This is a genomic window from Polaribacter sp. WD7 (genome assembly GCF_003335085.1).
Lineage (GTDB): Bacteria > Bacteroidota > Bacteroidia > Flavobacteriales > Flavobacteriaceae > Polaribacter.
Genome location: NZ_QPEJ01000013.1, coordinates 81,813 through 105,357, shown reverse-complemented (window position 1 = coordinate 105,357; position 23,545 = coordinate 81,813). Strand labels below are relative to the sequence as shown.

At 30.2% G+C, this 23,545-nt stretch carries 20 protein-coding genes; 6 read left to right on the top strand and 14 right to left on the bottom strand.

All coding sequences use genetic code 11. The features are described from left to right. Positions 1 to 3 precede the first annotated feature (3 nt). Positions 4 to 900, top strand: coding sequence for a Ppx/GppA phosphatase family protein (locus DUT90_RS01600; protein ID WP_114424967.1), 897 nt, complete (start codon positions 4 to 6; stop codon positions 898 to 900). A 111-nt stretch (positions 901 to 1,011) separates the two neighbouring features. Continuing rightward, a complete protein-coding gene (locus tag DUT90_RS01595) occupies positions 1,012 to 2,112 on the top strand; it encodes an OmpA family protein (RefSeq protein ID WP_114424992.1) in 1,101 nt (366 codons plus the stop codon). Positions 2,113 to 2,170: 58 nt separating this feature from the next. Here the strand turns inward: DUT90_RS01595 and DUT90_RS01590 are convergent, their stop codons facing one another. The 11 genes from DUT90_RS01590 to DUT90_RS01540 all read right to left on the bottom strand — a co-directional run bounded on the left by DUT90_RS01590 (position 2,171) and on the right by DUT90_RS01540 (position 11,930). Beyond that, the gene (locus DUT90_RS01590) at positions 2,171 to 2,644 is read right to left on the bottom strand and encodes a thioredoxin family protein (RefSeq protein ID WP_114424966.1); all 474 of its coding nucleotides are present in this window, start codon (positions 2,642 to 2,644) and stop codon (positions 2,171 to 2,173) included. 63 nt (positions 2,645 to 2,707) lie between these two features. Then, positions 2,708 to 3,754: an AMP-binding protein gene (locus DUT90_RS01585; protein ID WP_114424965.1), complete on the bottom strand. Its 1,047-nt coding sequence runs from the start codon at positions 3,752 to 3,754 to the stop codon at positions 2,708 to 2,710. An 8-nt stretch (positions 3,755 to 3,762) separates the two neighbouring features. Further along, positions 3,763 to 4,722, bottom strand: coding sequence for a CPBP family intramembrane glutamic endopeptidase (locus DUT90_RS01580; RefSeq protein ID WP_114424964.1), 960 nt, complete (start codon positions 4,720 to 4,722; stop codon positions 3,763 to 3,765). Next, positions 4,722 to 5,762 (bottom strand): o-succinylbenzoate synthase, encoded by a 1,041-nt coding sequence (locus DUT90_RS01575; protein WP_114424963.1) that lies wholly within the window; start codon positions 5,760 to 5,762, stop codon positions 4,722 to 4,724. The genes DUT90_RS01580 and DUT90_RS01575 overlap by 1 nt, the downstream gene beginning before the upstream one ends. 7 nt (positions 5,763 to 5,769) lie before the next feature. Then, a complete protein-coding gene (locus DUT90_RS01570) occupies positions 5,770 to 6,285 on the bottom strand; it encodes an SRPBCC family protein (RefSeq protein WP_114424962.1) in 516 nt (171 codons plus the stop codon). An 8-nt stretch (positions 6,286 to 6,293) separates the two neighbouring features. Then, a complete protein-coding gene (gene menA / locus DUT90_RS01565) occupies positions 6,294 to 7,217 on the bottom strand; it encodes a 1,4-dihydroxy-2-naphthoate octaprenyltransferase (protein WP_114424961.1) in 924 nt (307 codons plus the stop codon). A 7-nt stretch (positions 7,218 to 7,224) separates the two neighbouring features. Further along, complete coding sequence (locus DUT90_RS01560; protein WP_147266191.1) at positions 7,225 to 7,611, bottom strand: SPOR domain-containing protein; 387 nt, start codon at positions 7,609 to 7,611, stop codon at positions 7,225 to 7,227. A gap of 1 nt (position 7,612) precedes the next feature. Then, on the bottom strand, positions 7,613 to 8,392 hold the full coding sequence (locus DUT90_RS01555) for a (Fe-S)-binding protein (RefSeq protein WP_114424959.1): 780 nt from the start codon (positions 8,390 to 8,392) through the stop codon (positions 7,613 to 7,615). A 73-nt stretch (positions 8,393 to 8,465) separates the two neighbouring features. Beyond that, on the bottom strand, positions 8,466 to 9,782 hold the full coding sequence (locus DUT90_RS01550; RefSeq protein WP_114424958.1) for a (Fe-S)-binding protein: 1,317 nt from the start codon (positions 9,780 to 9,782) through the stop codon (positions 8,466 to 8,468). A gap of 30 nt (positions 9,783 to 9,812) precedes the next feature. Then, positions 9,813 to 10,778 carry an MlaD family protein gene (locus DUT90_RS01545; protein ID WP_114424957.1) on the bottom strand — a complete coding sequence of 322 codons (966 nt, stop codon included), beginning with the start codon at positions 10,776 to 10,778 and terminating at the stop codon, positions 9,813 to 9,815. Between the two features lie 57 nt (positions 10,779 to 10,835). Next, entirely contained in the window at positions 10,836 to 11,930 is a 1,095-nt protein-coding gene (locus DUT90_RS01540; RefSeq protein WP_114424956.1) for an N-acetylmuramoyl-L-alanine amidase, read from the bottom strand. 92 nt (positions 11,931 to 12,022) lie between these two features. Here DUT90_RS01540 and DUT90_RS01535 point away from each other — a divergent pair, with 92 nt between their 5' ends. From DUT90_RS01535 to DUT90_RS01525, 3 genes are all read left to right on the top strand, one after another. After that, positions 12,023 to 14,707: a putative LPS assembly protein LptD gene (locus DUT90_RS01535; protein ID WP_181858119.1), complete on the top strand. Its 2,685-nt coding sequence runs from the start codon at positions 12,023 to 12,025 to the stop codon at positions 14,705 to 14,707. A 1-nt stretch (position 14,708) separates the two neighbouring features. Next, positions 14,709 to 14,996: a hypothetical protein gene (locus tag DUT90_RS01530; RefSeq protein ID WP_114424955.1), complete on the top strand. Its 288-nt coding sequence runs from the start codon at positions 14,709 to 14,711 to the stop codon at positions 14,994 to 14,996. 181 nt (positions 14,997 to 15,177) lie between these two features. Beyond that, positions 15,178 to 15,558 (top strand): RidA family protein, encoded by a 381-nt coding sequence (locus DUT90_RS01525; protein WP_114424954.1) that lies wholly within the window; start codon positions 15,178 to 15,180, stop codon positions 15,556 to 15,558. 73 nt (positions 15,559 to 15,631) lie between these two features. On the opposite strand, the gene gap is transcribed toward DUT90_RS01525, so the two are convergent. From gap to DUT90_RS01510, 3 genes are all read right to left on the bottom strand, one after another. Further along, the gene (gap, locus tag DUT90_RS01520; RefSeq protein ID WP_114424953.1) at positions 15,632 to 16,636 is read right to left on the bottom strand and encodes a type I glyceraldehyde-3-phosphate dehydrogenase; all 1,005 of its coding nucleotides are present in this window, start codon (positions 16,634 to 16,636) and stop codon (positions 15,632 to 15,634) included. A 24-nt stretch (positions 16,637 to 16,660) separates the two neighbouring features. Then, positions 16,661 to 17,644: a 6-phosphofructokinase gene (gene pfkA, locus DUT90_RS01515; RefSeq protein ID WP_114424952.1), complete on the bottom strand. Its 984-nt coding sequence runs from the start codon at positions 17,642 to 17,644 to the stop codon at positions 16,661 to 16,663. Between the two features lie 204 nt (positions 17,645 to 17,848). Then, positions 17,849 to 22,255, bottom strand: a complete 4,407-nt coding sequence (locus DUT90_RS01510; RefSeq protein WP_114424951.1) for a translocation/assembly module TamB — start codon at positions 22,253 to 22,255, stop codon at positions 17,849 to 17,851. A 202-nt stretch (positions 22,256 to 22,457) separates the two neighbouring features. On the opposite strand from DUT90_RS01510, the gene tsaD reads away from it, so the two are divergent. Beyond that, entirely contained in the window at positions 22,458 to 23,483 is a 1,026-nt protein-coding gene (tsaD, locus tag DUT90_RS01505) for a tRNA (adenosine(37)-N6)-threonylcarbamoyltransferase complex transferase subunit TsaD (RefSeq protein WP_114424950.1), read from the top strand. Positions 23,484 to 23,545 lie beyond the last annotated feature (62 nt).

Genomic DNA, 23,545 nt, shown 5'->3' with positions numbered 1-23,545 from the left:
ACTTTGTTAGAAATTAAAAAATACGGAGCCATAGATATAGGTTCTAATGCTATTAGATTATTAGTTGCTAACGTTATCGTTTCTGATGATCAAGAACCTAAGTTTAAAAAATCTGCTTTAGTTCGTGTACCTATTCGTCTAGGAGCAGACGCATTTGTTGGCGGAGATATTAGTGAGCATAACATGCTACGTATGGTTAATGCTATGAAAGCATTTAAACTATTAATGGATGTACATGGAGTAGAACGCTATAAAGCTTGTGCTACATCTGCAATGAGAGAAGCTAAAAATGGAAAGGATGTAGTTGAGATGATTAGTACTGAAACAGGCATTATTGTTGATATTATAGGTGGAAAAGAAGAAGCTGCTATAATTTCTTCTACTGATTTAAACGAGTTAATTAGCGGTCATAAAACGTATTTATACGTAGATGTTGGTGGTGGTAGCACAGAATTTACAATTTTTTCAAAAGGTAAAATTGTAGCTTCAAAATCCTTTAAAATGGGTACTGTTCGTTTGTTAAAGAATAAAAAATCAATAAATAAAGAAGTTTTTGCAGAAGTAGAAAAGTGGATTAAAAAGAATACCAAAAGCTTCAAGAAAATTTCTTTAATTGGTTCTGGTGGAAACATCAACAAGTTATTTAAAATGTCTGGAAGAACAGAAGGAAAACCTATTTCTTATATCTATTTGAGTGCTCAATATCAATTTTTAAAACAAATGACCTATGAGCAACGTATTTCTGAATTAAGCTTGAATCCAGATAGAGCCGACGTAATTATTCCTGCAACTAAAATCTACCTTTCTGCCATGAAATGGAGCGGAGCTAGAAAAATTTATGTTCCTAAGATAGGGTTATCAGACGGAATTATAAAAAGTTTATTTTACGACAAACTGTAACTTGATTCGCTTTTTGTTAACATTTTTTTAAGTTTTTTTTATATTTGTTCGTGACTTTCTTAATATTTGAGTGTCTCAATTAATGAACTAAAATCAAAAACAGATTTAATTATGAAAAAATTATTACTCAGTGCTGCATTTGTAATGGTAGCATCAATTTCTTTTGGACAAGATTTGCCTGAAAATCCAGAACCAGGTAAATGTTACGTAAGATGTAAGACTCCAGAAGTGTGGAAAAATGAAGATGTAACTATAGAAGTTGCTCCTGCTTACAAAAAAATAGTAACCTATCCTGCTCAATACAAAACAGTTACAGAAGAAGTATTGGTAAAAGAAGCTGGTAAACGTTTAGTTGTTGTTCCTGGTGTTTGGGAAAATAGAGAGATATCTTATATAGCAAAAGAAGATGCTAATAAACTTAGTGTTGTAAATGCTACATTTATGAGTGACGCCCAAGTTATCGAAACAAAAGCTGCATCAGCAAAATGGGAAATGAGTGAAAAAGCTCCTGATTGTGAATCTAGTGACCCTAATGACTGTAGATACTGGTGTTATAAACCAATTCCTGCTCAATTTGTAACAGTACCTTTAACTAAGTTAGACAAAGACGCTTCAACCGTTTCTAATGAAGTTCCTGGTTACAAAAAAACATATACTAAAAGAGTAATGGTAACACCTCCTACAACAAAAGAAGTAGAAATTCCTGCTGTTTACGGAACAATTAAAAAAACTGTTTTGGTTAAAGACGCTTGGAAAGAAGAAGTTACTGTAGCTGCTAAATACAAAACTGTTACTAAGGAAGTATTGGTAAACAAAGGTGGTTTAACTACTTGGAAAGAAGTTGAATGTGAATTGGTAAATAATACTCCATTACCTATTAACTGGAACTTAGGTAGTGCAACCTTAACTTCTGGTGCTAAAAGAATTATTGATGCTAGATTATTACCGATATTAAAAGACGGTGTAGCTGTTGCAATTGAATCTCATACAGATTCTAGAGGAACTAAAGCTAGCAACCAAGATTTGTCTGAAAGAAGAGCTCAAGCTGTTACAAATTATTTAATTTCTAAAGGTGTTAACCCTAGCCAATTGACTGGAAACGGTTACGGTGAAACAAAATTGACTAACAGATGTGCAGATGGTGTTTCTTGTACTGAGGCAGAACACAGAGCAAATAGAAGAACTACTTTTAGAGTAATCAATCAAAAGTAAAAAGTACTTACTATTGTAGAACTAAAAAAACCGAAGCAAATTGCTTCGGTTTTTTTAGTTAATAATTTTCAATTACAGAACTAATAAAAGGATAGTAATATTCTGTCAAAACTAATCCTTTTTTATAACCAATCATTTTGCCTCTATGATTTACAAACACTAAAGTCGGGTAAGAATTTACCTTGTATTTATCTATTAGTTTGTAATTTTCTTTTAATCTTTCTGCTTCAACTAAATCTCTATTTCTAGGATTGTTAGCTTTGTACAATATTAAGTCTTTGTTGGCTATTTTTATAAATTTTGCTGAATGAAATAGTTTTTTATCTAAAACTTTGCAAGGACCACACCAATCTGAACCCGTAAAATAAATTAATACTGGTTTCTTTTCCCTCTTAGATTTTTCTAGAGCTTTTTTAAAGGAATCTACCCAGACAGAAGCGCCTTCTTCATTATGCGGGGGCATAGCCTCTTGGGCCGAATAACTTCCAAAAGCAAACAAAAAAACACATAAACTTACAATCGTATTTTTCATCAAAAATTTTTTTTCTAAAATAATAAAATTAAATCAATACAAATCTAGAACATAATCCAAAAACTATACCGCTTTAAATATCAAATTTAAAGTTTTCTTTCTTTGTATTTTTTGAGTAGGGGTCTCTACAAATTTATCAATAAAAAAAATAGTTTTGGGCACCTCATATTTTGTCAAAAGAATATCATTAAAATCTATTTTTCTTTGTTTTCCTTCTATTATTAATATTAGTTTTTCTCCTAAGTATGCATCAGGTTTTCCTGCAACAAAAAAACGTTCATTAATTACCTGTGCTAATTTTTCTTCAATTTTCTCTGGATACAATTTAATGGCACCAGAATTAATTACATTATCATACCTACCTAACCATCTAAATTCTTTGTCTGAGATTAGCTCTACAACATCATTTGTTGCAAAAATATTATTAGAAACTTTAACAGCATCTATGACTAGGCAATTTCTAGTATCTTTATAAATTTTAACATTAGCTAACACCTTAAAAAACTGTGGTTGTAATGCGTAATTATTCAACTTTTTTACAGCAATATGTGTAATGGTTTCTGTCATACCATATGTGGCAAAAATAGAACAGCTACTTGATTGAAGTTTTTGTTTTAAAACTTCAGTTACTACTCCTCCACCAACAATAAGTTGTTTTATTTGAGACAAAAAAGGAAGTGAATTTTCCAACTGTAAAGGCACCATTGCACAAAAGTCATAGTTCTTTTTAAGCTTCTCTAACGGATTTGATATTGGTTGAATTATATCTAAATGCCAACCTAAAGTTAGGGCTCTGACCAACATCAATTTTCCTGCAATATAAACTGGAGACAAACATAATAACGCTTTTGTTTTTGCATATATTTTGAAAAACTTGCCTGTTGCTATGGCAGAATTTCTAACGTACTCTTTTTTTAACAGAATAGGTTTTGGCAATCCTGTAGAGCCTGATGTCTGCACAACTATACTATCTTCAGGAGAAAACCAAACGCTTAGAAATTCGTAAACATCATCATCAAAAGATTTTTTAGTAAAACTCAACAATTCATAAACCGTAGAAAACGATTTCCCTTGAAGTTTAAAATCTTTATGAAAAGATGTGTTAGTCAATACTTTATCTATTTTTTGCCTATTTCACTATACTCCTTAATAGGTTTTTGTACACGTCCTGTTAACTTTTCTATCCAATTTTTCCAACCATATTTTTTAGAAAAGTACGCTAACATGAGAGGGTATAACACTAAAACAGGAAAAAACATTTCCCAACCTACAGAAGGTTCAGAAGTATCTATATATAAAGCATCTGTTTGAAAAACAGTCCAATCTGTAGTTACAAAAAAAGCAGCTATAATATTGTTAACTGCATGCAAGCCCAATGCCAACTCTGTTCCTTCATCCATTAACGTTGTAATTCCGTAAAATAAGCCTGTACCAATGTAAAATACCATAGAAATATAACCTAACTTTTCTACTTCTGGATTAGCTCCATGTAAAAGCCCAAATACCGCAGAAGTAACAATTAACGGAAACCATCTATTTTTAACCAAAGCACCAATACCTTGCATTAAATATCCTCTAAATAAAACCTCTTCAAAGCTAGTTTGCAAGGGTAAAAATAAGAATGATACTACAATCAATGTAGCAAAAGGAACCAATCTAAAATTCCATACGTAATTTTCTGGAACTAAAAATATACCTACAATAATACTAATAATAGCTACAACACCCCAAGAAATAAAACCAGACACAAACCTGTTCCAATCAATTTTATCTCTACTTGTTATTAATGATGTTAAACTTCTTTTATGAATATACTTAACACCAATTAATAGCATTAATAAACCGCAAGCAAAAGATATAATGATTAATAAAAGAAATAAACTACTGTTAATACCTAAAGACATAAAATTATCCTCCCCTGCTTTTATAAATTCTGCAAAACCACTAGAATGTTTAAAAGCAACTAAAGCTAAAGGAATTACACCTATAAATTGCCAACCTATAAATACCAAAAACAGCGTTAATAACCACAAATACCAATCTCTATTTCCTTTATATGCTTGCTGTATAAAATTCATTATAGTATATTAAAATTCCAATCTACTTTTGGGTTGTATCTTAGCGTACCGTTTTTTACTTCTAACGGACTTGTAAAATTATTGGTAAATAAGCTTCCTGTTCCTAAACCTTGTGGTAAATTACTTTGTAAAGTATATGTAAATTGAGCAATTGCATTTAAACCTACATTACTTTCTAATGCAGACGTCATCCACCAACCAACGTTATTTTCTTCTGCTAATGTAATCCATTCTTTACTACCTGCAAAACCCCCAACTAAACTAGGTTTTAAAATAATATACTGTGGATTAATCGTATCTATAGCGTTTTTCTTTTCTATGGATGTAAATACTCCTATCAACTCTTCATCCAATGCAATTGGTATAGGAGTTTGTGAACATAACGCTGCCATTTTATGAATTTGACCTTGTTGAATAGGCTGCTCTATAGAATGAATTTCTAAAGCTGATAGCCTTTTTAATTTTTCTAGCGCTTCATCTGGATGAAAAGCACCATTTGCATCTACTCTTAATTCTATTTCTTTAGACGAAAATTCTTTTCTAATAGCTTGCAATAAATTAATTTCTGCTTCAAAATCAATAGCTCCAATTTTCATTTTTATACATGAAAAACCAGTTGCTAACTTCTCTTTTATCTGTTTTTTCATAAAAGATGTATTTCCCATCCAAACCAAACCATTGATGGGAATTGGTGACTTACCTTCTGTAAATTTTGAAGGAAACAAATCAAAAGGAGTTTTACCCTTTACAGATAAAAATGCTTGCTCTAAACCAAATTGAATAGAAGGAAACTGAAGTAATTCTTCTAATAGTTTTTTGAGACCTAAATGTATGTTTAAGCAAACCCATTTAAGTTTTTCTTCATAACCTGTAACATCATCAATACTCAATCCTCTAAATAAACCTGTTTCTCCAACACCTATTTTTTCATTTTCTTTTAAAATGATAAACCAAGTTTCTTTGGTTTTTAAAACACCGCGAGATGTTCCACTAGGGTTTTTAAAATTGAGTATGTATTTTTTATACGTTGCTGTTATCAATTTCTACTTATTGTTTGATTGTATATGCTTTAAAGTTATTCAAATACATTTGGTCTTGATCTTTAAAAACGTTTTTAAAATAGGGAAACACACAGCCCATTATATAAGAATCACTTCTACATGAAGCATTTAAGGTAACTGTAGTCATACCATTGTGTTCTGTAAAAATATAATCGTCTGTTTTTAACATGTTCTCTGCATCAAAAAATAAAGTTACTTTTTGATTTGGAACATAAGCTAAAATTTTTTCTGTCATTGTAATTTCTTCACCATTATTTTCTACTACCATTTTAAATTGACTTCCTATTTTACCGTGATTTAAGGTAATCGTATCTATAGATTTAATTTCTGGAATCCATTTTTTTAGATTTCCTGAAGCGTTAAATACATCAAACACTTGATTAATCGGTTTTGCTATAGAAACTTTAACAGAATAATTGGTTTCTTTTACGACCAATCCTGTTAAAAAAAATACAATTACTAAAGAAGTAATGATGGTTAAAATGATTTTTATTTTTTTCATGAAATTGACTAAAATATAATATTTCCTATTCCAAAAAGAATAGCAAATAAAAATGTACTTAATGCTACTTTTTTAAGTTCACTATCTAATTCTGAAGGAATTGAGTTTTTAGCTACGGTTACTAAATTTAGAAATAGAGGTATAAATGCTATCAAAAATAAAAGTTGTAAAAAACTAGTAAAATCTACAAATACATGCATTAGAGCAGAACATAAAGCTCCTAAAATTAAAAAAAAATGATATTTTTTCGCTTTTGTAACTCCTAGTTTTACCACCAAGGTGTTTTTATTATTCTTTTTGTCATGATTTCTATCTCTTAAATTGTTTAAATTTAAAACTGCAGTACTTAATAAACCTATTGATATTGCAGGTAAAAATATTGTTACGCTTATAGATTTAGTGTGCAAAAAATAACTACCAACAACACTTAACAATCCAAAAAACAGAAAAACAAAAATATCTCCAAAACCACTATATCCGTAAGCAGTATTGCCTACTGTATATTTTATAGCTGCTACTATAGAAGCTATACCTAAACCAAGGAAAAGTATAGAATAAGTAAAATTTTCTTTACCAAAAGCAACAAAGATCAATAAAAACGCAATGGTAAGCGTAATTATTGTAGTGATAATCATTGCTGTTTTCATTTGATTGGGAGTTATAGCCCCTGAAGCCACCATTCTCTCTTCTCCTTCTCTATCTTTATCTGAACCTTTTATTCCATCTCCATAATCATTGGCAAAATTTGACAATACTTGAAAGCCAATAGTTGTTAAAATAGCTAACCAAAAAATAGGTGTTAAAAATATAGAGATTAGGTTGTCTTCTGTATGCATTACCTCTTTAAAACCTAATAGACTACCCACAATAATTCCTGAAACAGATAAAGGTAATGTTCGCAAACGAGCTGCTTTTATATAACTTTTTATCATCGTAGAATTACTTTATAGATAAAGCTTCTTTTATGTGAATAGGGTTATTATTTTGTAATGCTTGTACAAATGCATCTGCAAAGAATGTTTTTGACATTTCTTTATGTTTTACAGCATCTTCATATGTTAGAAAAGATCCAATACGATATTTTATAAAACCATCTTCTTGGTAAATCTTTACATCTTCAAAATTTTCTAATTCGCTATTTTCATTTCTTAGAGCAGCTATTTGTACTGTAAAAATAAGTTTATCTTCTACGACTACAACTTTTTCTTTATCTTCTTTAATGATAGAGTCTTTCTCTATTTCTGAGATATTTTCTATTGCTGGTTTCTTTTTTGTACAAGACAAAGCCATACATAATAATAAAAGTAAAGAATAGTGTGTTTTCATATTATAGTTGATTAGCTTCTGCTATTAATTCTACTATATCTTTTACCACTATTTGATCGTTTTTTTCTTTAAAAGTAACACCATCTGTCATCATTGTTTTACAATAAGGACAACCTGTTGCAATAATTTGTGGTTTAGTCTCTATTGCATCTTCTGTTCTTAATACATTTACTTCTTTATCTCCTGCTTCTGCATCTTTAAACATTTGAGCTCCTCCTGCACCACAACACAATGCTGTTGATTTATGACGTTTCATTTCGGTTAAATTAACACCTAACCTTTTGATTAAATCTCTTGGAGATTCGTATACATCATTGGCTCTTCCTAAATAACATGGGTCATGAAAAGTTAATCTTTTTCCTTTAAAGGTGGTATTATTAATTTCTAAACGTCCTTCTGCTATTAAATTTTGAATAAATTGTGTATGATGGTAAACTTCGTATTTTCCCCCTAAAGAAGGATATTCATTTTTTAGAGTATTGAATGAATGAGGGTCACAAGTTACAATCTTTTTTACCTCATAAGCATTTAAAACTTCTATGTTCATCATTGCCTGCATTTGAAACAAAAATTCGTTTCCTGCTCGTTTTGCAGCATCTCCTGTAGAAGATTCTTCTGTACCTAAAACAGCAAAATCAACTTTGGCTTGATGTAAAATTTTTACAAAAGCTCTGGATATTTTCTTTGCTTTATCATCATAACTTCCTGCTGCTCCTACCCAAAATAATATTTCTGGCTGCTTCCCTTGAGCCATCATGTCTGCCATTACTGGTACGTTCATTATATTTTGTTTTAAGTGTTCGTTTATGCCTATTCAAAAATCTTTTATTGCTCTTTATTTATCATAAAATCAACTAGTCTTCATTTACCCAATTCAATCTATCTTGTTGATTATATTGCCATGGAGCACCGTTATTTTCTATGTTAGTCATCATCATATTTAATTCTTGAGGTGCAGCACTTTGCTCCATAACTAAATATCTTCTCATATCCATAATGATAGACAATGGATCTATGTTAACAGGACACTCTTCTACACAAGCATTACAACTTGTACACGCCCATAATTCCTCTGGCGTGATATAATCGTTTAACAATTGTTTGCCATCGTCTTTAAATTCACCTTTATTAGTATCTATATTTCTACCAACTTCCTCTAAACGATCACGTGTGTCCATCATAATTTTTCGAGGTGATAGTTTTTTTCCTGTCAAATTTGCAGGACAAGAAGATGTACAACGTCCGCATTCTGTACATGTATATGCATTGAGTAATTGCACCCAATTTAAATCGGTTACATCACTCGCCCCAAATTTTTCTGGCACTTCATTTTCTGCACCTTCAACTGGTGCAGCGTAAGGGTCTGCACTTGGATCCATCATCAATTTTACCTCTTGAGTAACTGAGTCTAGGTTATTGAATTGTCCTTTAGGGTTTAAATTGGCAAAATAAGTGTTAGGAAATGCTAATAAAATATGCAAATGTTTAGAATAATATAGATAGTTTAAGAAAACAAGGATTCCTAAAATATGAATCCACCAAGCTGTTCTTTCTATAGTGTGTAATGCTTCTGGTGAAAAACTATCAAAAAGAGGTGCTATAAACTGACTAATTGGATTTCCTATTCCTGCTTGTTGAAAAGGAACGTCTGTTGCATTCATAGTAAGAAACAAACTCATTAAAACAATCTCAAAATACAGTATTAAATTTCCATCTTTTTTTGGCCAACCTTTCATTTCATTACTCAAAAAACGCTTAATATCAGCAACGTTTCTTCTTGTCCAAAATAAAATTACGGCAACTAATACTAGAACAGCTAGTATTTCAAAAGTTGCAATTAAAAAGCCATAAAAAGTATCACCTAAAACACCTTGAAAAATTCTATGAGTTCCAAATAATCCATCTATAATAATTTCTAAGACTTCTAAGTTGATAATTATAAAACCTACATATACAACAACATGAAGAAAACCTGAAAGAGGCCTTTTTACCATTTTAGACTGCCCAAGGGCAATCATCATCATATTTTTGAAACGTTCAGATTTTCTATCTTTTCTATCTACATCTTTACCTAAATTGATATTTCTTGAAAGTTTACGAATGTTCATCGCAAAAAAACCGATACCTGCAGCTAGAGCTATGGCAAATAATATATTTGGTATGTATTGCATTTCTAGTAAATTAAATTAGTGTAACATGTGTTAATCTTTTTCTTTTTTACCTTCTTCTTCTGCTGGTTTGTATGGTTTAGCCTTTTTGCCAAATAAAGAGAAATGTACATATCTTTTTGGGTGCAGTTTTAAATCTCTTAGTAATTCTTCTAGTTCTTTTGTGGCTGCTTCTAAGTTATCGTAGACTTGTTTATCATTTATAAACTTACCTATTGTACCCTCTGTAGATGTAATTTGTTTTGATAATGTATTAAAATTATCAACTGCATTTTCTGCTTTTTTAACGATGTTATTAATATTTACAGTGGTTAAACTATCTGAAATACTGCTAAGGTTAGTTGTAATCTCTTTTGTTTTTGCTATTGTTATTTTTAAATTTTCTTGATTGTCAGCAACTAAACTATTAACATTTTGAACCGTTAATCTTAAATCTTTAACTATGGCAGCCATATTAGAAATAGAAACGTTTATGTTTTCTACCGCTTGTTCATTTAATACTTTGTTTATACCACTAAACAAAGTGTCTGCTTTTATAATAACACTTTCTACTTTAGTTTGTAATGGGTCTAAGCGTTCTCCTATAGAGGTAAATAAACTCTCTTCCATTTCTCCTTGTAAAGTATCTCCAGTAACAGCTGTTTCTCCTTCATAACTTGGTATAATTGCCAAATTTGATGATGCTATAGGGTTTGGTGAGTAAATTCTAACAATACTATTTTTAGAAAATTCAAAGTCGTTATCTACAGAAAAACGAACTATTAAATGCCCTCTTTGATCTTGACTTGTATTAAATTTAATATCCTCTACCTTACCAACTTTTAGTCCATTTATGGTTACAAAACTAGCTCTTGTTAAATCTCCAATCTTACTATATTCTACTTGAAAATATCTTTTATTTCCATCAAATAAATTTTGACCTTTTAAGAAATTGAATCCCCATATAAAACCAACAACAATTACAAGAACAACAATTCCTGTTTTTAACTCTTTAGACATAGATTACTATTTGATAACAATATTACTAATAATTTTTCGTAGAAGCTGTTTAAATTATTACATTTTGAGAGCTTCATTTACAGATATTTTCTCTCCATTTTTAAATGCAACAATAAAAGCAGAAACATACCCTTTCTTCTTAGCTAATTTAAGTGATTTTTTAATTTCTTTAAAATCAGACGAAATACCATAATAATATTTATAATATTTACCTACTTGAACTCTTTGTATGTTTTGTAATCCTTTAAAGTTATATGACTTTGTTGGTATTTTATTTTTACTAGATGCTATTTGTACTTTATACGCTATAGTATTCGCTTTTTTAATAGTTGTATCTATACCTGTGTCTACAACTGTATTTAATTTTAAATTATTGATATATTTTAAAATAGCGTCTGCAATTGCGGTTCCCATTTGAGATTGCCCTTTTAGAGAGTTTAAATATCTCCCTTCATTTTTATTGGTTAAAAAACCTAGTTCTACCAAAACACTAGGCATAATGGTTTCTCTTAAGACCTGAAAGTTATCTTGTTTTACCTTTCTGTCATTTCTTTTTAGTTTTTGCGCAAAATTATTTTGAATTAAACTAGCTATTGCCAAACTCTTATCTAGATTCTCTTCTTGTAATAAAGATAGACCAATAACAGATTCTACAGAGTTAGAGTCAAATCCTTTATATCTTTCTGTATAGTTTTCTTCTAAAAGAATAGAAGCGTTCTCTCTTTTTGCAATTTCTAAGTTTTTTTTATTTCCTCTTAGCCCTAAAACAAAAGTACCTGCACCATAAGCATTAGATGTATGAGAGTCGCAATGTATGGATACAAACAAATCTGCTTTAGCGTTGTTTGCAATTTCACCTCTTTTCCATAATGGAGGATATGTGTCATTCTTTCGTGTGTAAACAACTTTTACATCTTTAAAGTTAGATAGCTTTTTGCCTACAACTAAAGCTACTTTTAATGCAATATGTTTCTCTTTGTATCCGTTTCCTAAATTACCAGGATCTTTTCCTCCATGACCTGCATCTAAGACCACAACATATTTTTTTTGTGCAGAAATTGATATAGAATTTAAAAATAAAAAAAATGAACATACTAAGAATAAGAGAATTCTGGAACGCATATTAATTTTGATATTTTCTTTAAACTCCATCAATAAAATTTAATTAATTTTGGCTTGGTAAATTTGGTGCTTCAAATATTGAACCATACTTTTACTTCCTTACAAAAATAGTATTTATAGCATTGCAAACAAACCTATCTTACATACTTTTATTTTGTTGCATTTTTTTTGCTAGAACTGGTTTTTCGCAAGAAAAAAAAACCAGTAAAGATGTTATCTCTTCAGAAAAAGAAATAGATAGTGTTTTTTCTAAAAAGGATACCATCTTAAATGCTAAAAACAACTCTTTATTTCTAAAGGAAAAAGATACGACTACTACAGATTCTATAAAACCCAAAGAAACCGTTGAAGATATTATTACGCACATTGCTAAAGATTATACTATACAAAACGCAAAAGAAAGGACTGTTACTTTATATAATGAGGCTAATATTACCTACACAGACATCGATTTAAAAGCAGGAATAATCATAGTAGATTATAAAAAAAACACCTTATTTGCTAAAGGAATCATAGATAGTACAGGTTATGTTCAGCGTCCGGTTTTTAAACAAGGAAATCAAGAATCTGAACAAGATTCTATGATTTACAATTTTAAAAGTAAACGTGCCATAATATATGGTTTAAAAACCAAACAAGGAGAAATGTTTACTTACGGTACTAAAACCAAACGCGTTAACGATTCTACTGTTTACGTTCGAAAAATACGATTTACCACGTCCGAAAAAAAAATACCCGATTATTACATAGGAACAGATAAAGCCAAATTGGTCCCTGGAAAAAAAATAATAGTTGGATTTAGTAATTTGGTTTTGGCAGATGTACCTACACCTCTAGTTATACCTTTTGCTTATTTTCCTATTACAGAAACAAGTGTTTCTGGCTTTTTGTTTCCTACTTTTGATACTGGGAGCAGCCCAAGAGGTATTGGTTTACAAAACGGAGGGTATTATTTTGCTATTAATGATTATGTTGATTTAGCCATTCAAGGTGATGCTTGGTCTAATGGTAGTTGGGGAGCTAGAATGAATTCTAATTATAAAAAAAGATATCGTTTTAGTGGTAGTTTTAGTTTAAATTTTGAAAACATTATTAATGGTATAAGAGGGTTTGACGATTTTAGTAGAGCTAATAACTTTAACATCAGATGGTCTCACAGTCAAGACTCAAAAGCGAGTCCGAATTCACGATTTTCTGCATCAGTTAACCTTGGAAGTAGTCGTTTTTTTAGGGAATCTTTAAACCAATTTAATATTTCTCAATCACAAACCAACACATTCAATTCTTCTGTAAATTATAGCAAAAAATTTGTAGGCACACCGTTTAACATGAACGTTGCAGCAACGCATCAACAAAATACCAATACTGGTGTAATTACAATGACTTTACCTTCCTTAAACCTAACAATGGATAGACTTTTCCCTTTTGCTGGAAAAGGTGGAATTCAAAAAACACCCATCCAAAAAATGGGATTTAATTATAACATGCAAGGGCAATATTTGATTAATACTACTGATGATGATTTTTTTACTAGTAGAATGTTTGAGACCGCTAGATCAGGAATACAACACAGTACAAGTACAAGTACTAATATAAAAGCCTTTAAATACTTTACATTATCTCCAAGTGCCAATTACGAAGAAATTTGGCATTTTGACTTTATAGATCAAAACTATGATCCTGCAGAAAATGTAGTTGTCACAGATACTTTAAGAGGCTTTAAAACCTATAGAGAGTATAACGCAAGTGTAAGTTTATCTACAACAGTATATGGTAGATTTGAATTTAAAAAAGGTCGTTTAAAGGCAATACGCCATACTTTTAGACCAACAGTATCCTATAATTACAGACCAGATTTTAGAGAGCGTTATGTAAGACAAGTACAGCAAAGTGCAGATGCTAGTGATCTTAGAGAATATACTATTTTTGATCAGGGTATTTTTGGAGGTCCATCTGCAGGATTAAGCAACTCTGTTGGTATTACTTTAAACAATGTCTTAGAAGCCAAGTTAGCTCCTAAAGACCCTGATAGTGATGAAGAAGATGAAAAAATTACACTTTTAAACAATCTTAATTTTAACAGTTCTTATAATTTTGCTGCAGATAGTTTACGGTGGTCTCCAGTAACTATGTCTGCAGGTACACGACTCTTAAAAGATAAACTTGCCATAAATTTTAACGGTTCATTAGATCCTTATCAGGTAAATGAAAGAGGAATTAGAATTAACAAATTCAACCCAAATATCTTAAGATTAACTAGAGCAAATTTAACAGCTAATTATTCTATTACTAGTAAAGATTTAGAAAAGAATAAAAAAGACAAAAAAGAAGATAAGAACAGTAATGGAAATCAAGATGTTGGTGATATTATTGGTGCAGATATTAACCCAACAGATCAATTTGGTCAACGTAAGAACATCAATACAGCACCAGAAGATCAAAATAAAGAAGCGCAACTTTATAGAGCAAAAGTACCTTGGACTATAAACCTAGCCTATTCTGCAAATTATACCAACAACGGTGTAGATCCCGGAGAAATTGGTGTACACAGCTTAATGTTTAGTGGAAATTTAGAATTGTCTCCTAAATGGAAATTAGGCTATTCATCTGGTTATGATATTAAAAATGGTGGGTTTACTTTTTCTAGATTTAATTTTTCTAGAGATTTAGACAGTTGGCAGTTCAATTTTAATTGGGTTCCTTTCGGGGCACAGTCTTCTTACACTTTTTTTATTGGAATAAAATCTTCTGTTTTATCTGATTTAAAGTGGGACAAAGTAAGACCTCCAGATAGAAGGTTGTTTTAAAATGCTTATCATCCAATTTATTTTTCCTGTTTTTTTTGGTTTTTACCTAATTTATAAAGCTATTAAAGTTCTTGATGAAATTATCAGAATAAAAAAAAATGGTGTAAAAAAACAAGCTAAAGTTATCAAAATAAGAGAAGAAAGAAGTTCGCAAATAGACGATGATGGCTATGGGAGTTCTGTTACCTACTATTATACGGTAAATTTTAAAGATAAAAATGGTCGTGAAATTGAAAAAGAAATAAAATTTGGACTCAATAAAAAAACAAAAGAAATCCACCTTTTTTAATTGGTATTTTATATTACATTGATGAAAATAAAAATATAGATATTACATTTGAAAATAGTAGAAAAATCATTTTAGATGGTCTTTTTTTATTAATAATTGGACTTTTTTTTCTAGGTTTTATTTCATATAATTACAATGGACAAATTGATATTATAATAGCTTTTTTTAAAAACGTATTCGAATGAAAAAAATAATTACTACAATAAAAGCACCTGCCCCTATTGGCCCTTACAATCAGGCTGTTTTAAGCGGAAATACATTATATACATCCGGACAAATAGCTATCAACCCTAAAAATGGCGAACTTGTATTGGACTCAATTAAAGAAGAAACAACTCAAGTAATGGAAAATTTAAAAGAGGTATTGGCTGCTGCAGATATGACTTTTGAAAACATTGTAAAAACATCAATTTTTATTTCAGATATGCATAATTTTTCTGAAATAAACACTGTATATGGTGAGTATTTTAATGAAGATACAGCCCCTGCAAGAGAAACGGTTGAAGTTGCAAACTTACCTAAATTTGTAAATGTTGAAATTAGTGCAATTGCAGTAAAGTAATTTGATTTTAAAACACATAAAAAAACCTGATAACTTAAAAGTTATCAGGTTTTTTATTTTGAGTTTCTATTTCTTATTGAATAGAGTCAGCATATTCAATCAAGTCTACAATCTTAGTAGAATATCCTATTTCATTATCGTACCAAGAAACAACTTTTACAAAGTTATCATTTAAAGCAATACCTGCTTTAGCATCAAAGATAGAAGTTCTTGTGTCTCCTACGAAATCTTGAGAAACTACTAAGTCTTCTGTATAGCCTAAAATACCTTTCATTGGTCCACTTTCAGAAGCAGATTTCATTGCAGCACAAATTTCATCATAAGATGCAGCTTTATCTAATTTTACAGTTAAGTCTACCACAGAAACATCCATTGTAGGAATTCTAAAAGCCATACCTGTTAATTTACCATCCATTGCAGGAATTACTTTCCCTACAGCTTTAGCAGCTCCAGTGGAAGAAGGAATTACGTTACCGATAGCAGAACGTCCACCTCTCCAATCTTTCATAGAAGGACCGTCAACAGTTTTTTGAGTTGCAGTTGCAGCATGTACGGTTGTCATTAAACCTTCTACAATACCAAAGTTATCGTTTAAAACTTTAGTAATAGGCGCTAAACAGTTTGTAGTACAAGATGCGTTAGAAAAAATCTTTTGGTCTGCTTTTAATTCTGTATTGTTTACACCCATTACAAACATTGGTGTATGATCTTTAGATGGTGCAGATAAAACTACTTTTTTAGCCCCAGCTTCTAAGTGCTTACTTGCTAATTCTTCAGTTAAGAAAAACCCTGTAGATTCTATTACATATTCTGCACCAACTTCGTCCCATTTTAAATTTGATGGGTCTCTTTCTGCAGTAATTCTAATTTCATTTCCGTTAACAACTAATTTACCGTCTTTAACTTCAACTTCACCATCAAATGCACCATGAACAGAATCGTATTTTAACATATAAGCTAAATAGTCTACATCTAACAAGTCGTTAATAGCAACTACTTGAACGTTTGCTCTTTTTACTGTAGATCTAAAAGCTAATCTTCCAATTCTTCCAAATCCGTTAATTCCTATTTTAATCATTTTACTAATCTTTATTTATTAAATTTATGTTGTTATAATGTCTGATATTCTTAACAATTCTGTATTTATGGAATGACCTCCAGAAATTGCTTCTTTAATATCTGTACTAATTACTTTATTGTTTTTTAAACCTACCATAAGGTTTGTTTTTCCGTCTAGTAAAAGCTCTACTGCTTTTACCCCAAGTCTACTTGCCAATACTCTGTCAAAACAAGAAGGAGATCCTCCTCTTTGCATATGACCTAAAATACTAACTCTTACATCATACATTGGTAGGTTTTCTTCTACATATGCTGCAAGCTCATACACATTTTTACCAGACTTATCTCCTTCTGCAACTACTACAATACTTGATGATTTACCTGATCTTCTACTTCTTTCTAAAGATTCTAGCATTCTTTCTAAACCTAAATCTTCTTCTGGAACTAAAATTTCTTCTGCACCAGCTCCAACACCAGCATTCAAAGCTATGAAACCTGCGTCACGACCCATAACCTCTACAAAAAATAATCTGTTGTGTGAAGAGGCGGTATCTCTAATTTTATCTATAGCTTCTACAGCTGTATTTAAGGCAGTATCATATCCTAATGTATGAGAAGTTCCAAAAATATCGTTATCTATAGTTCCTGGAATCCCTATTACCGGAAAATCAAACTCTTCATTAAAAGCAACTGCTCCTGTAAAAGAACCATCACCACCAATAACTACCATTGCATCTATTCCTCTTTCTTGCAAGTTTTCAAAAGCCTTTTCTCTACCTTCTTTTGTTCTAAAATCTGTAGATCTAGCAGATTTTAAAATAGTTCCTCCTTTATTAATTATATTATGAACGCTTCTTGCTGTTAACTCAACTAAATCATCTTCTATAAGTCCTTGATAACCTCTATATATACCCATGCATTTTAAACTATAATATGCACAAGCCCTAACCACTGCTCTTATTGCGGCATTCATTCCTGGAGCATCTCCTCCAGATGTCATTACTGCTATTGTTTTAATTTTCTTCATATTTTGTAATCGTAAAATTACTATTTTATACTCATTAAAAATAATAAAACTACGAAATCGTTTTAGGCTATTTCGTACTATTTTACGGTCTAAACTACAGTAATTCAGTTGAAAAAAAAGACTTAAAACGTTACTTTTTTGTTAATTAATTTCTGATTGTAAAATATAAATAAACGTCTCCTATATCATAATTAAGAGAAAAATCTAATTGCCTTCAAAATTAATAAGTTCTCTTCTTTTTTTGCTGAAAGTATCTTTCTTTATATTACGTTTTTTTTCTATTTTCCTTTTTTTTATGCCAATTTTTCGAAGTAAATCACTTAACGTGTTAAAGTTAACTTGATATGATAAACCTGCTCCTTGCGTATAACCTTCTTCCTGTTGTGAATATTGAATTTCATTTTGTCGATTAAAAATAACTCCTCTAAAATTACCTTCTTTATTTAATAATACTTCAACCTTTACTTCTCCAACTACACTTGCTTGAGTTTGTGCCCCTACAGGAACCCCTACTTTTCCGTTTATAACAACTCTATCACTTACTTGCGTACTAACAGAAACATCTACTTGATCGTCTATATTTAAACGATCTACATTAGATAAATCTGCTTGTTGATAATCAAAATCTAACTGAAATTTACTGTCTGGGCTATTTAGCAAACTAGAAAATGCAGTCGCCAATGCACTAGATGCTGTACCAGCAATGGTATTATTTAAATCAAAATTAACTCTATCTGGATTTCGAAACGTACCAAATGCTAGGAGTGATATAAACTGAGTTGTTTTTTCATTAACGTTATTATCGTTTAAAATAAATTCTAATTCATTTGCAATTGTGGGGTCTACATTGGTTAACTGTATGTCTAACTCTTGTTTAGAACTAAAAAGACCTCCTGTAATTCTGGTAACCAAATCTATTTCTTCTTTTCTATTAGAATTAAAATTTTCTAACAGAACACCAGGATTTGCTTTGGCTTTGTAAACTGCGGTAATATCTAAATTTGCATCATAAGGGCTTTCGTTCCAAGAAACTGTACCTCCTTTTTGAATGATAAAAGGCTTGTTTATGATTCCTCCGTATTTAAAATCATACACCCCATTATCTATGGTATAATCTCCATACATATTAAATTTACCTCTTGTATTTATTTCTATTCTTAAGTTTCCAGAACCACTTCCTGTTAGCTGGCTTCCGTTAACCTCATCTATTACTACCTGAGCAACAGCATCTTTGGTAACCTCTAAATCTATGTTTAAAGACAAGCCTTTGATTTCTTCTAGAGCCAATTCTTTTTGTTGATCGTCTACCCTAGTTTCATCTGTTTTAAAGTAAATTAAACGATAACTATCTACAGTTTCTACGTCTTTTAACGGAACCACAAATATGGTACCTGGTTGTGTCTTAGCATTAACATCTATGGTTAATTGATCTGTTAGTCCTGTAATACTAGCTTTAGCATCTATAAAAGCAGAACCATAATATAATGATTCATCAGTATTTTCTGTATCTAAAACCAATAAATTGTCACTTTCTATATCAATGTTTAAAAACCATTTTTCAAAATTTAAATGCGTAATGGCTCCTGTTAATTTACCTACTGTTTTATATTTAGTGTCTAATAAAGAAACCTCTTCTAGAATAAACGATTGTTCTTGCATAGAAATAATAGATTCTCCAACAAAATCATAATCTACATTTAAATACGGAAAGCGTAGACCTGCATTTTTTAATGTTAATAAACCTTCCATTTCGGGATTCCCTAAAAAACCTCGCAATACGAAATCTCCTGAAGCAGTACCTCTTATAGAAGACAAAACGTCTTGCCCTAAAGGGCTAAAAGCATCTAGTCCAAACTCTTCTAAAAACACCTCTAAATCTATTAAAGGCCTTTTGTCTGAAAAATCTAATATTCCTGTAGCTGCTATACTTTTTACTTTTTCATTTTTGATTGATAAATCTACGTCAAATTTTTTGTAAGAATTGTTCCCTTTTACATTTAAAGATACATCTCCCTGTTTAAAGCTATTTACCTCAAATTCTTCTATAGTTAATTGTGCTTCTGGACTATAATTACCATTTTTCTGAACAAAATCTACATGACCAGAAACTTGACCTTTTAAAGCTAAACTATCTATTTCTGGTAAAAAACTTTGTAATTTTACTTTAGTAAAATCGGCAAGTAATATTTTTTCTGAGTCTCCTTTTAAACTCCCTGTAAATGCTATCTTTTGTTCATCTGATATCAATTTAAATTGACTAAAGTTGTATTCTTTTGTCTTTAAATCAAAAGTAATTTTATCTGTATTTTTTTCGTCAGGATTAATATTCCAAACATTATCTTTAAACTTAAAAGTAGATTTTTCGAAACCAACTACAGACTTCCCTTCTTTATTAAATGTATAGAAAAAGTCTAAATTAAAATCTTCATTGTTTTTTTTACCTCCGTTAAAAACAGATTTAAAATACAAGGTGTCATTTTGCGTTAAACTCAATAAATTAAGTTTAGAAACATTATAATAGTTTGTATTTATTTCTGCTGCAGTTAAATGAGAATTGTACAAAGGATTTTGATTATCTGTTCTTAACAACAAATCTTTAATTTCATTTCCATAGAAATTCATTTTTGGAGACGAAATTGTTAGCTTTAGTTGATTTTTATCTGCTTTTATTTTTCCACGAATACGTGTTTTATCGTCAATAGAAACTTGAGGAAAGAAAATAGATATGATTTGGTTGTATATAGTAAAATTAAAATCTATAAATTGATGAGGAGCTACCTTATAAGGGTTATAATTTGTATAAATACTACCGAGTGCATTTTGTGCTACTGGTAATACTTCTGAAAAGGTAAATTTACCAGTAACAAAACCATTTACGATATCTTTAGAATTTACCTCTATGGTCTTAACACTGTCTTTTATAGAAGAAGTAACAATAAACTTTTTAAAATCGTACTCTTCTTTTAAATTGGTATATAAAATATTGGTAAACGTTGCTTTTCCTGTAATATCGTCAAAAGTATTTCCTTCTATATCTAATTCTATATTTCCTTTTAAAACCGAAACGCTATCTCTTACAAATAGGTTGGTTTCTTTTAGGTTTAAATAGTCTATATCAGATTTAAAATCAAATTTATGAACAGTAGATGATAAATCTGCAAGTCCATTAAATTTCATCTTAAAATTTGTGTCATCTATTTCTAAGTCTCCATCAAATTTATTATTTTGATACTGACCATTCGCTTTAATATTTTGATAGGTGTAACCTTTAAAATTTAACTTAAAAACCTCTCCAATAAAGGAGGTACTAATATTTTCTAGTTTAAAACCGCTTCCATTAACATCTCCTTTAAGAGAAACGTTACCAAATAATGGGTCATTAAACAAAACGCCTACATTAAAGTTATTTAACTCTATTTTTCCGTTGTAAGAAGCATAATCTATATTGTCAATATTAGCCATTTTTAAATCTGAAATCAAATTACCAATTTGCGATTTTAAATTTATAGAAGCAGAAATATTTTCTGGATTAACTTTTACTTTTCCTTTTAAACTAAATTTGCCGAATTTTCTAAATTCTGTAGGTAGTGTTTTACCTAAAACATTAGGTAAAATTCTTCGCAACTCATTGTAAGTTGCCGTAAGGTTGTCTAAATCTCCCTTAAATGTAAACCCCCTCTCTGTATTTACTGCATTTACAAAATCTAAGTCTCCATATATTTTAATACCATATTTAGAGTCTAGTTTAAGATTTCTTAAAGAAAAATTATTTAAAGGACCTTTTAGATTTCCTGAAAAAGAAACTAAATCTTTACCATTTAATTCTCCGTAATACTTTTTTAAATCAGGTATAAATAATTCACTATTATCAAATTTTGCTCTTATCTTAACTTTAGTATTAAAATCTGCTAAATCTTTTCTTTTGTACAGAAAATCTATATTTGCTTTAATCTTAGAATTTTTGGTTTCTAATGTTGTATTTTTAAAATGCATTGCAGTTTTAGTATACGCAAAATCTGTTGTTAAATTAGTAACCTCTAAACCTCTATTGTCTTTGAAATACAAACCTCTAATTTTTGAAGAAAAATCTGCTCCGTTTATTAGTAAATCTTGTAAGTTTCCACCTCCTTTTTCTGCAGAAAACAATACAGAAGTCTTTCTATTATTGTTTTTTAATCTATAATGTAAATTATGTACATAAACGTTAGATGATTGCAGCACAAAAGATTTAGCCAGAGAATCTTTTGGTTTATTGTTACTAAAACTAGAAATAAAAACACCCAAATTATCTTTATTTTCATCTTTATGGGTAGTCATATAAAAAAAAACTTCGTCTAATTTTACGCTGCCCAATTTTACTTTGTTTTCTAACATACTTTTGGCACTTACTAGAGAAGTGCTTAGTTTGTTTACAAAAATTAGAGTGTCTTGATGATGATCTCTAATCTCTACACCTTTTAACTGAACATTTCCAAGAAAGGACAAGTCTACTTTTTTAATAGAAATATTGGTATTGTATTGGTTATTTAACTTGTTTGTAGCGTAATTACCCAACCAAGTCTGAACTATAGGTACAGAAAACAAAATACTAACTAGTAATAAAAAAAGCACGATGTACTTTAAGCATTTTAGTATTTTTTTTCCAATTTGTTTGATGACTATTTCTTTTAAAGTAAGGTTCTATATCAACAATAAGCAATAATATTGCCATTTATTACAAATAACGCTCAAATTTAACAAACTATTAAATTTCTGTATCAGAAAAAGGAATGCAACTTAAAATTATCCTTAATTTTGCCTTAAATTAAACAAAATGGATACACCTATTTATATTCTTGGGATTGAATCTTCTTGTGATGATACGAGTGCTGCAATTCTTTGCAATGGTAAAGTGTTAAGCAATGTAATAGCTAATCAAGAAGTACACTCTAAATATGGAGGTGTTGTACCAGAATTAGCATCTAGGGCACATCAACAAAACATTGTACCTGTTGTACAACAGGCTATAGAACAAGCAAATATAACCAAAGAAGACTTATGTGCAATTGCATTTACAAAAGGCCCTGGTCTTATGGGGTCTTTACTAGTGGGTACATCTTTTGCAAAGTCTTTAGCACTTGGACTTCAAATTCCTTTAATTGATGTTAATCATATGCAAGCACATATTTTAGCTCATTTTATAAAAGATACAAACTATAAAACACCACCTTTTCCTTTTTTATGTTTAACCATTAGTGGTGGACATACTCAAATTGTAAAAGTCTCTAAGTATTTTGAAATGGAGATTTTGGGTGAAACTATAGACGATGCTGTTGGAGAAGCTTTTGATAAATCTGCAAAAATTTTAGGATTACCTTATCCAGGAGGCCCTTTAATAGATAAATATGCAAAATTAGGCAACCCAAAAGCGTATGCTTTTACTAAACCTAAGGTAAGTGATTTAAATTTTAGTTTTAGTGGTCTTAAAACAGGAATCTTATATTTTATTCAAAAACAACAAAGAATAAACCCTAATTTTATTGAGGAGAATTTGAATGATATTTGTGCATCTATACAATACACAATTGTAGAAATTTTGATGGATAAACTTAAAAAAGCTATAAAAAAAACAGGTATTAAAGATATTGCAATTGCTGGTGGAGTTTCTGCAAATTCTGAAATACGAAACAGATTACAGTTAGCTCAAAAACACTTTGGTTGGTCTACTTATATTCCTAAATTTGAATACACCACAGACAATGCGGCTATGATAGCCATAACAGGCTATTTAAAATATTTAGAAAATAGGTATTCTGATATTTCTGTAACAGCTCAAGCAAGATTAAAAGTAACAGACTAACTTTTTAAATAAAAAAATCTCAAGTTAAAACTTGAGATTTTACAATTAGAGATAAGGTTCAA

What these genes read in the sequence shown, in the direction of transcription:
- DUT90_RS01595 (WP_114424992.1), top strand. Translation starts at nt 1,012, where the DNA reads ATGAAAAAATTATTACTCAGTGCTGCATTTGTAATGGTAGCATCAATT.
- DUT90_RS01590 (WP_114424966.1), bottom strand. Translation starts at nt 2,644, where the DNA reads ATGAAAAATACGATTGTAAGTTTATGTGTTTTTTTGTTTGCTTTTGGA.
- DUT90_RS01580 (WP_114424964.1), bottom strand. Translation starts at nt 4,722, where the DNA reads ATGAATTTTATACAGCAAGCATATAAAGGAAATAGAGATTGGTATTTG.
- DUT90_RS01570 (WP_114424962.1), bottom strand. Translation starts at nt 6,285, where the DNA reads ATGAAAAAAATAAAAATCATTTTAACCATCATTACTTCTTTAGTAATT.
- menA (WP_114424961.1), bottom strand. Translation starts at nt 7,217, where the DNA reads ATGATAAAAAGTTATATAAAAGCAGCTCGTTTGCGAACATTACCTTTA.
- DUT90_RS01560 (WP_147266191.1), bottom strand. Translation starts at nt 7,611, where the DNA reads ATGAAAACACACTATTCTTTACTTTTATTATTATGTATGGCTTTGTCT.
- DUT90_RS01555 (WP_114424959.1), bottom strand. Translation starts at nt 8,392, where the DNA reads ATGAACGTACCAGTAATGGCAGACATGATGGCTCAAGGGAAGCAGCCA.
- DUT90_RS01550 (WP_114424958.1), bottom strand. Translation starts at nt 9,782, where the DNA reads ATGCAATACATACCAAATATATTATTTGCCATAGCTCTAGCTGCAGGT.
- DUT90_RS01545 (WP_114424957.1), bottom strand. Translation starts at nt 10,778, where the DNA reads ATGTCTAAAGAGTTAAAAACAGGAATTGTTGTTCTTGTAATTGTTGTT.
- DUT90_RS01540 (WP_114424956.1), bottom strand. Translation starts at nt 11,930, where the DNA reads ATGGAGTTTAAAGAAAATATCAAAATTAATATGCGTTCCAGAATTCTC.
- DUT90_RS01530 (WP_114424955.1), top strand. Translation starts at nt 14,709, where the DNA reads ATGCTTATCATCCAATTTATTTTTCCTGTTTTTTTTGGTTTTTACCTA.
- DUT90_RS01525 (WP_114424954.1), top strand. Translation starts at nt 15,178, where the DNA reads ATGAAAAAAATAATTACTACAATAAAAGCACCTGCCCCTATTGGCCCT.
- gap (WP_114424953.1), bottom strand. Translation starts at nt 16,636, where the DNA reads ATGATTAAAATAGGAATTAACGGATTTGGAAGAATTGGAAGATTAGCT.
- pfkA (WP_114424952.1), bottom strand. Translation starts at nt 17,644, where the DNA reads ATGAAGAAAATTAAAACAATAGCAGTAATGACATCTGGAGGAGATGCT.
- tsaD (WP_114424950.1), top strand. Translation starts at nt 22,458, where the DNA reads ATGGATACACCTATTTATATTCTTGGGATTGAATCTTCTTGTGATGAT.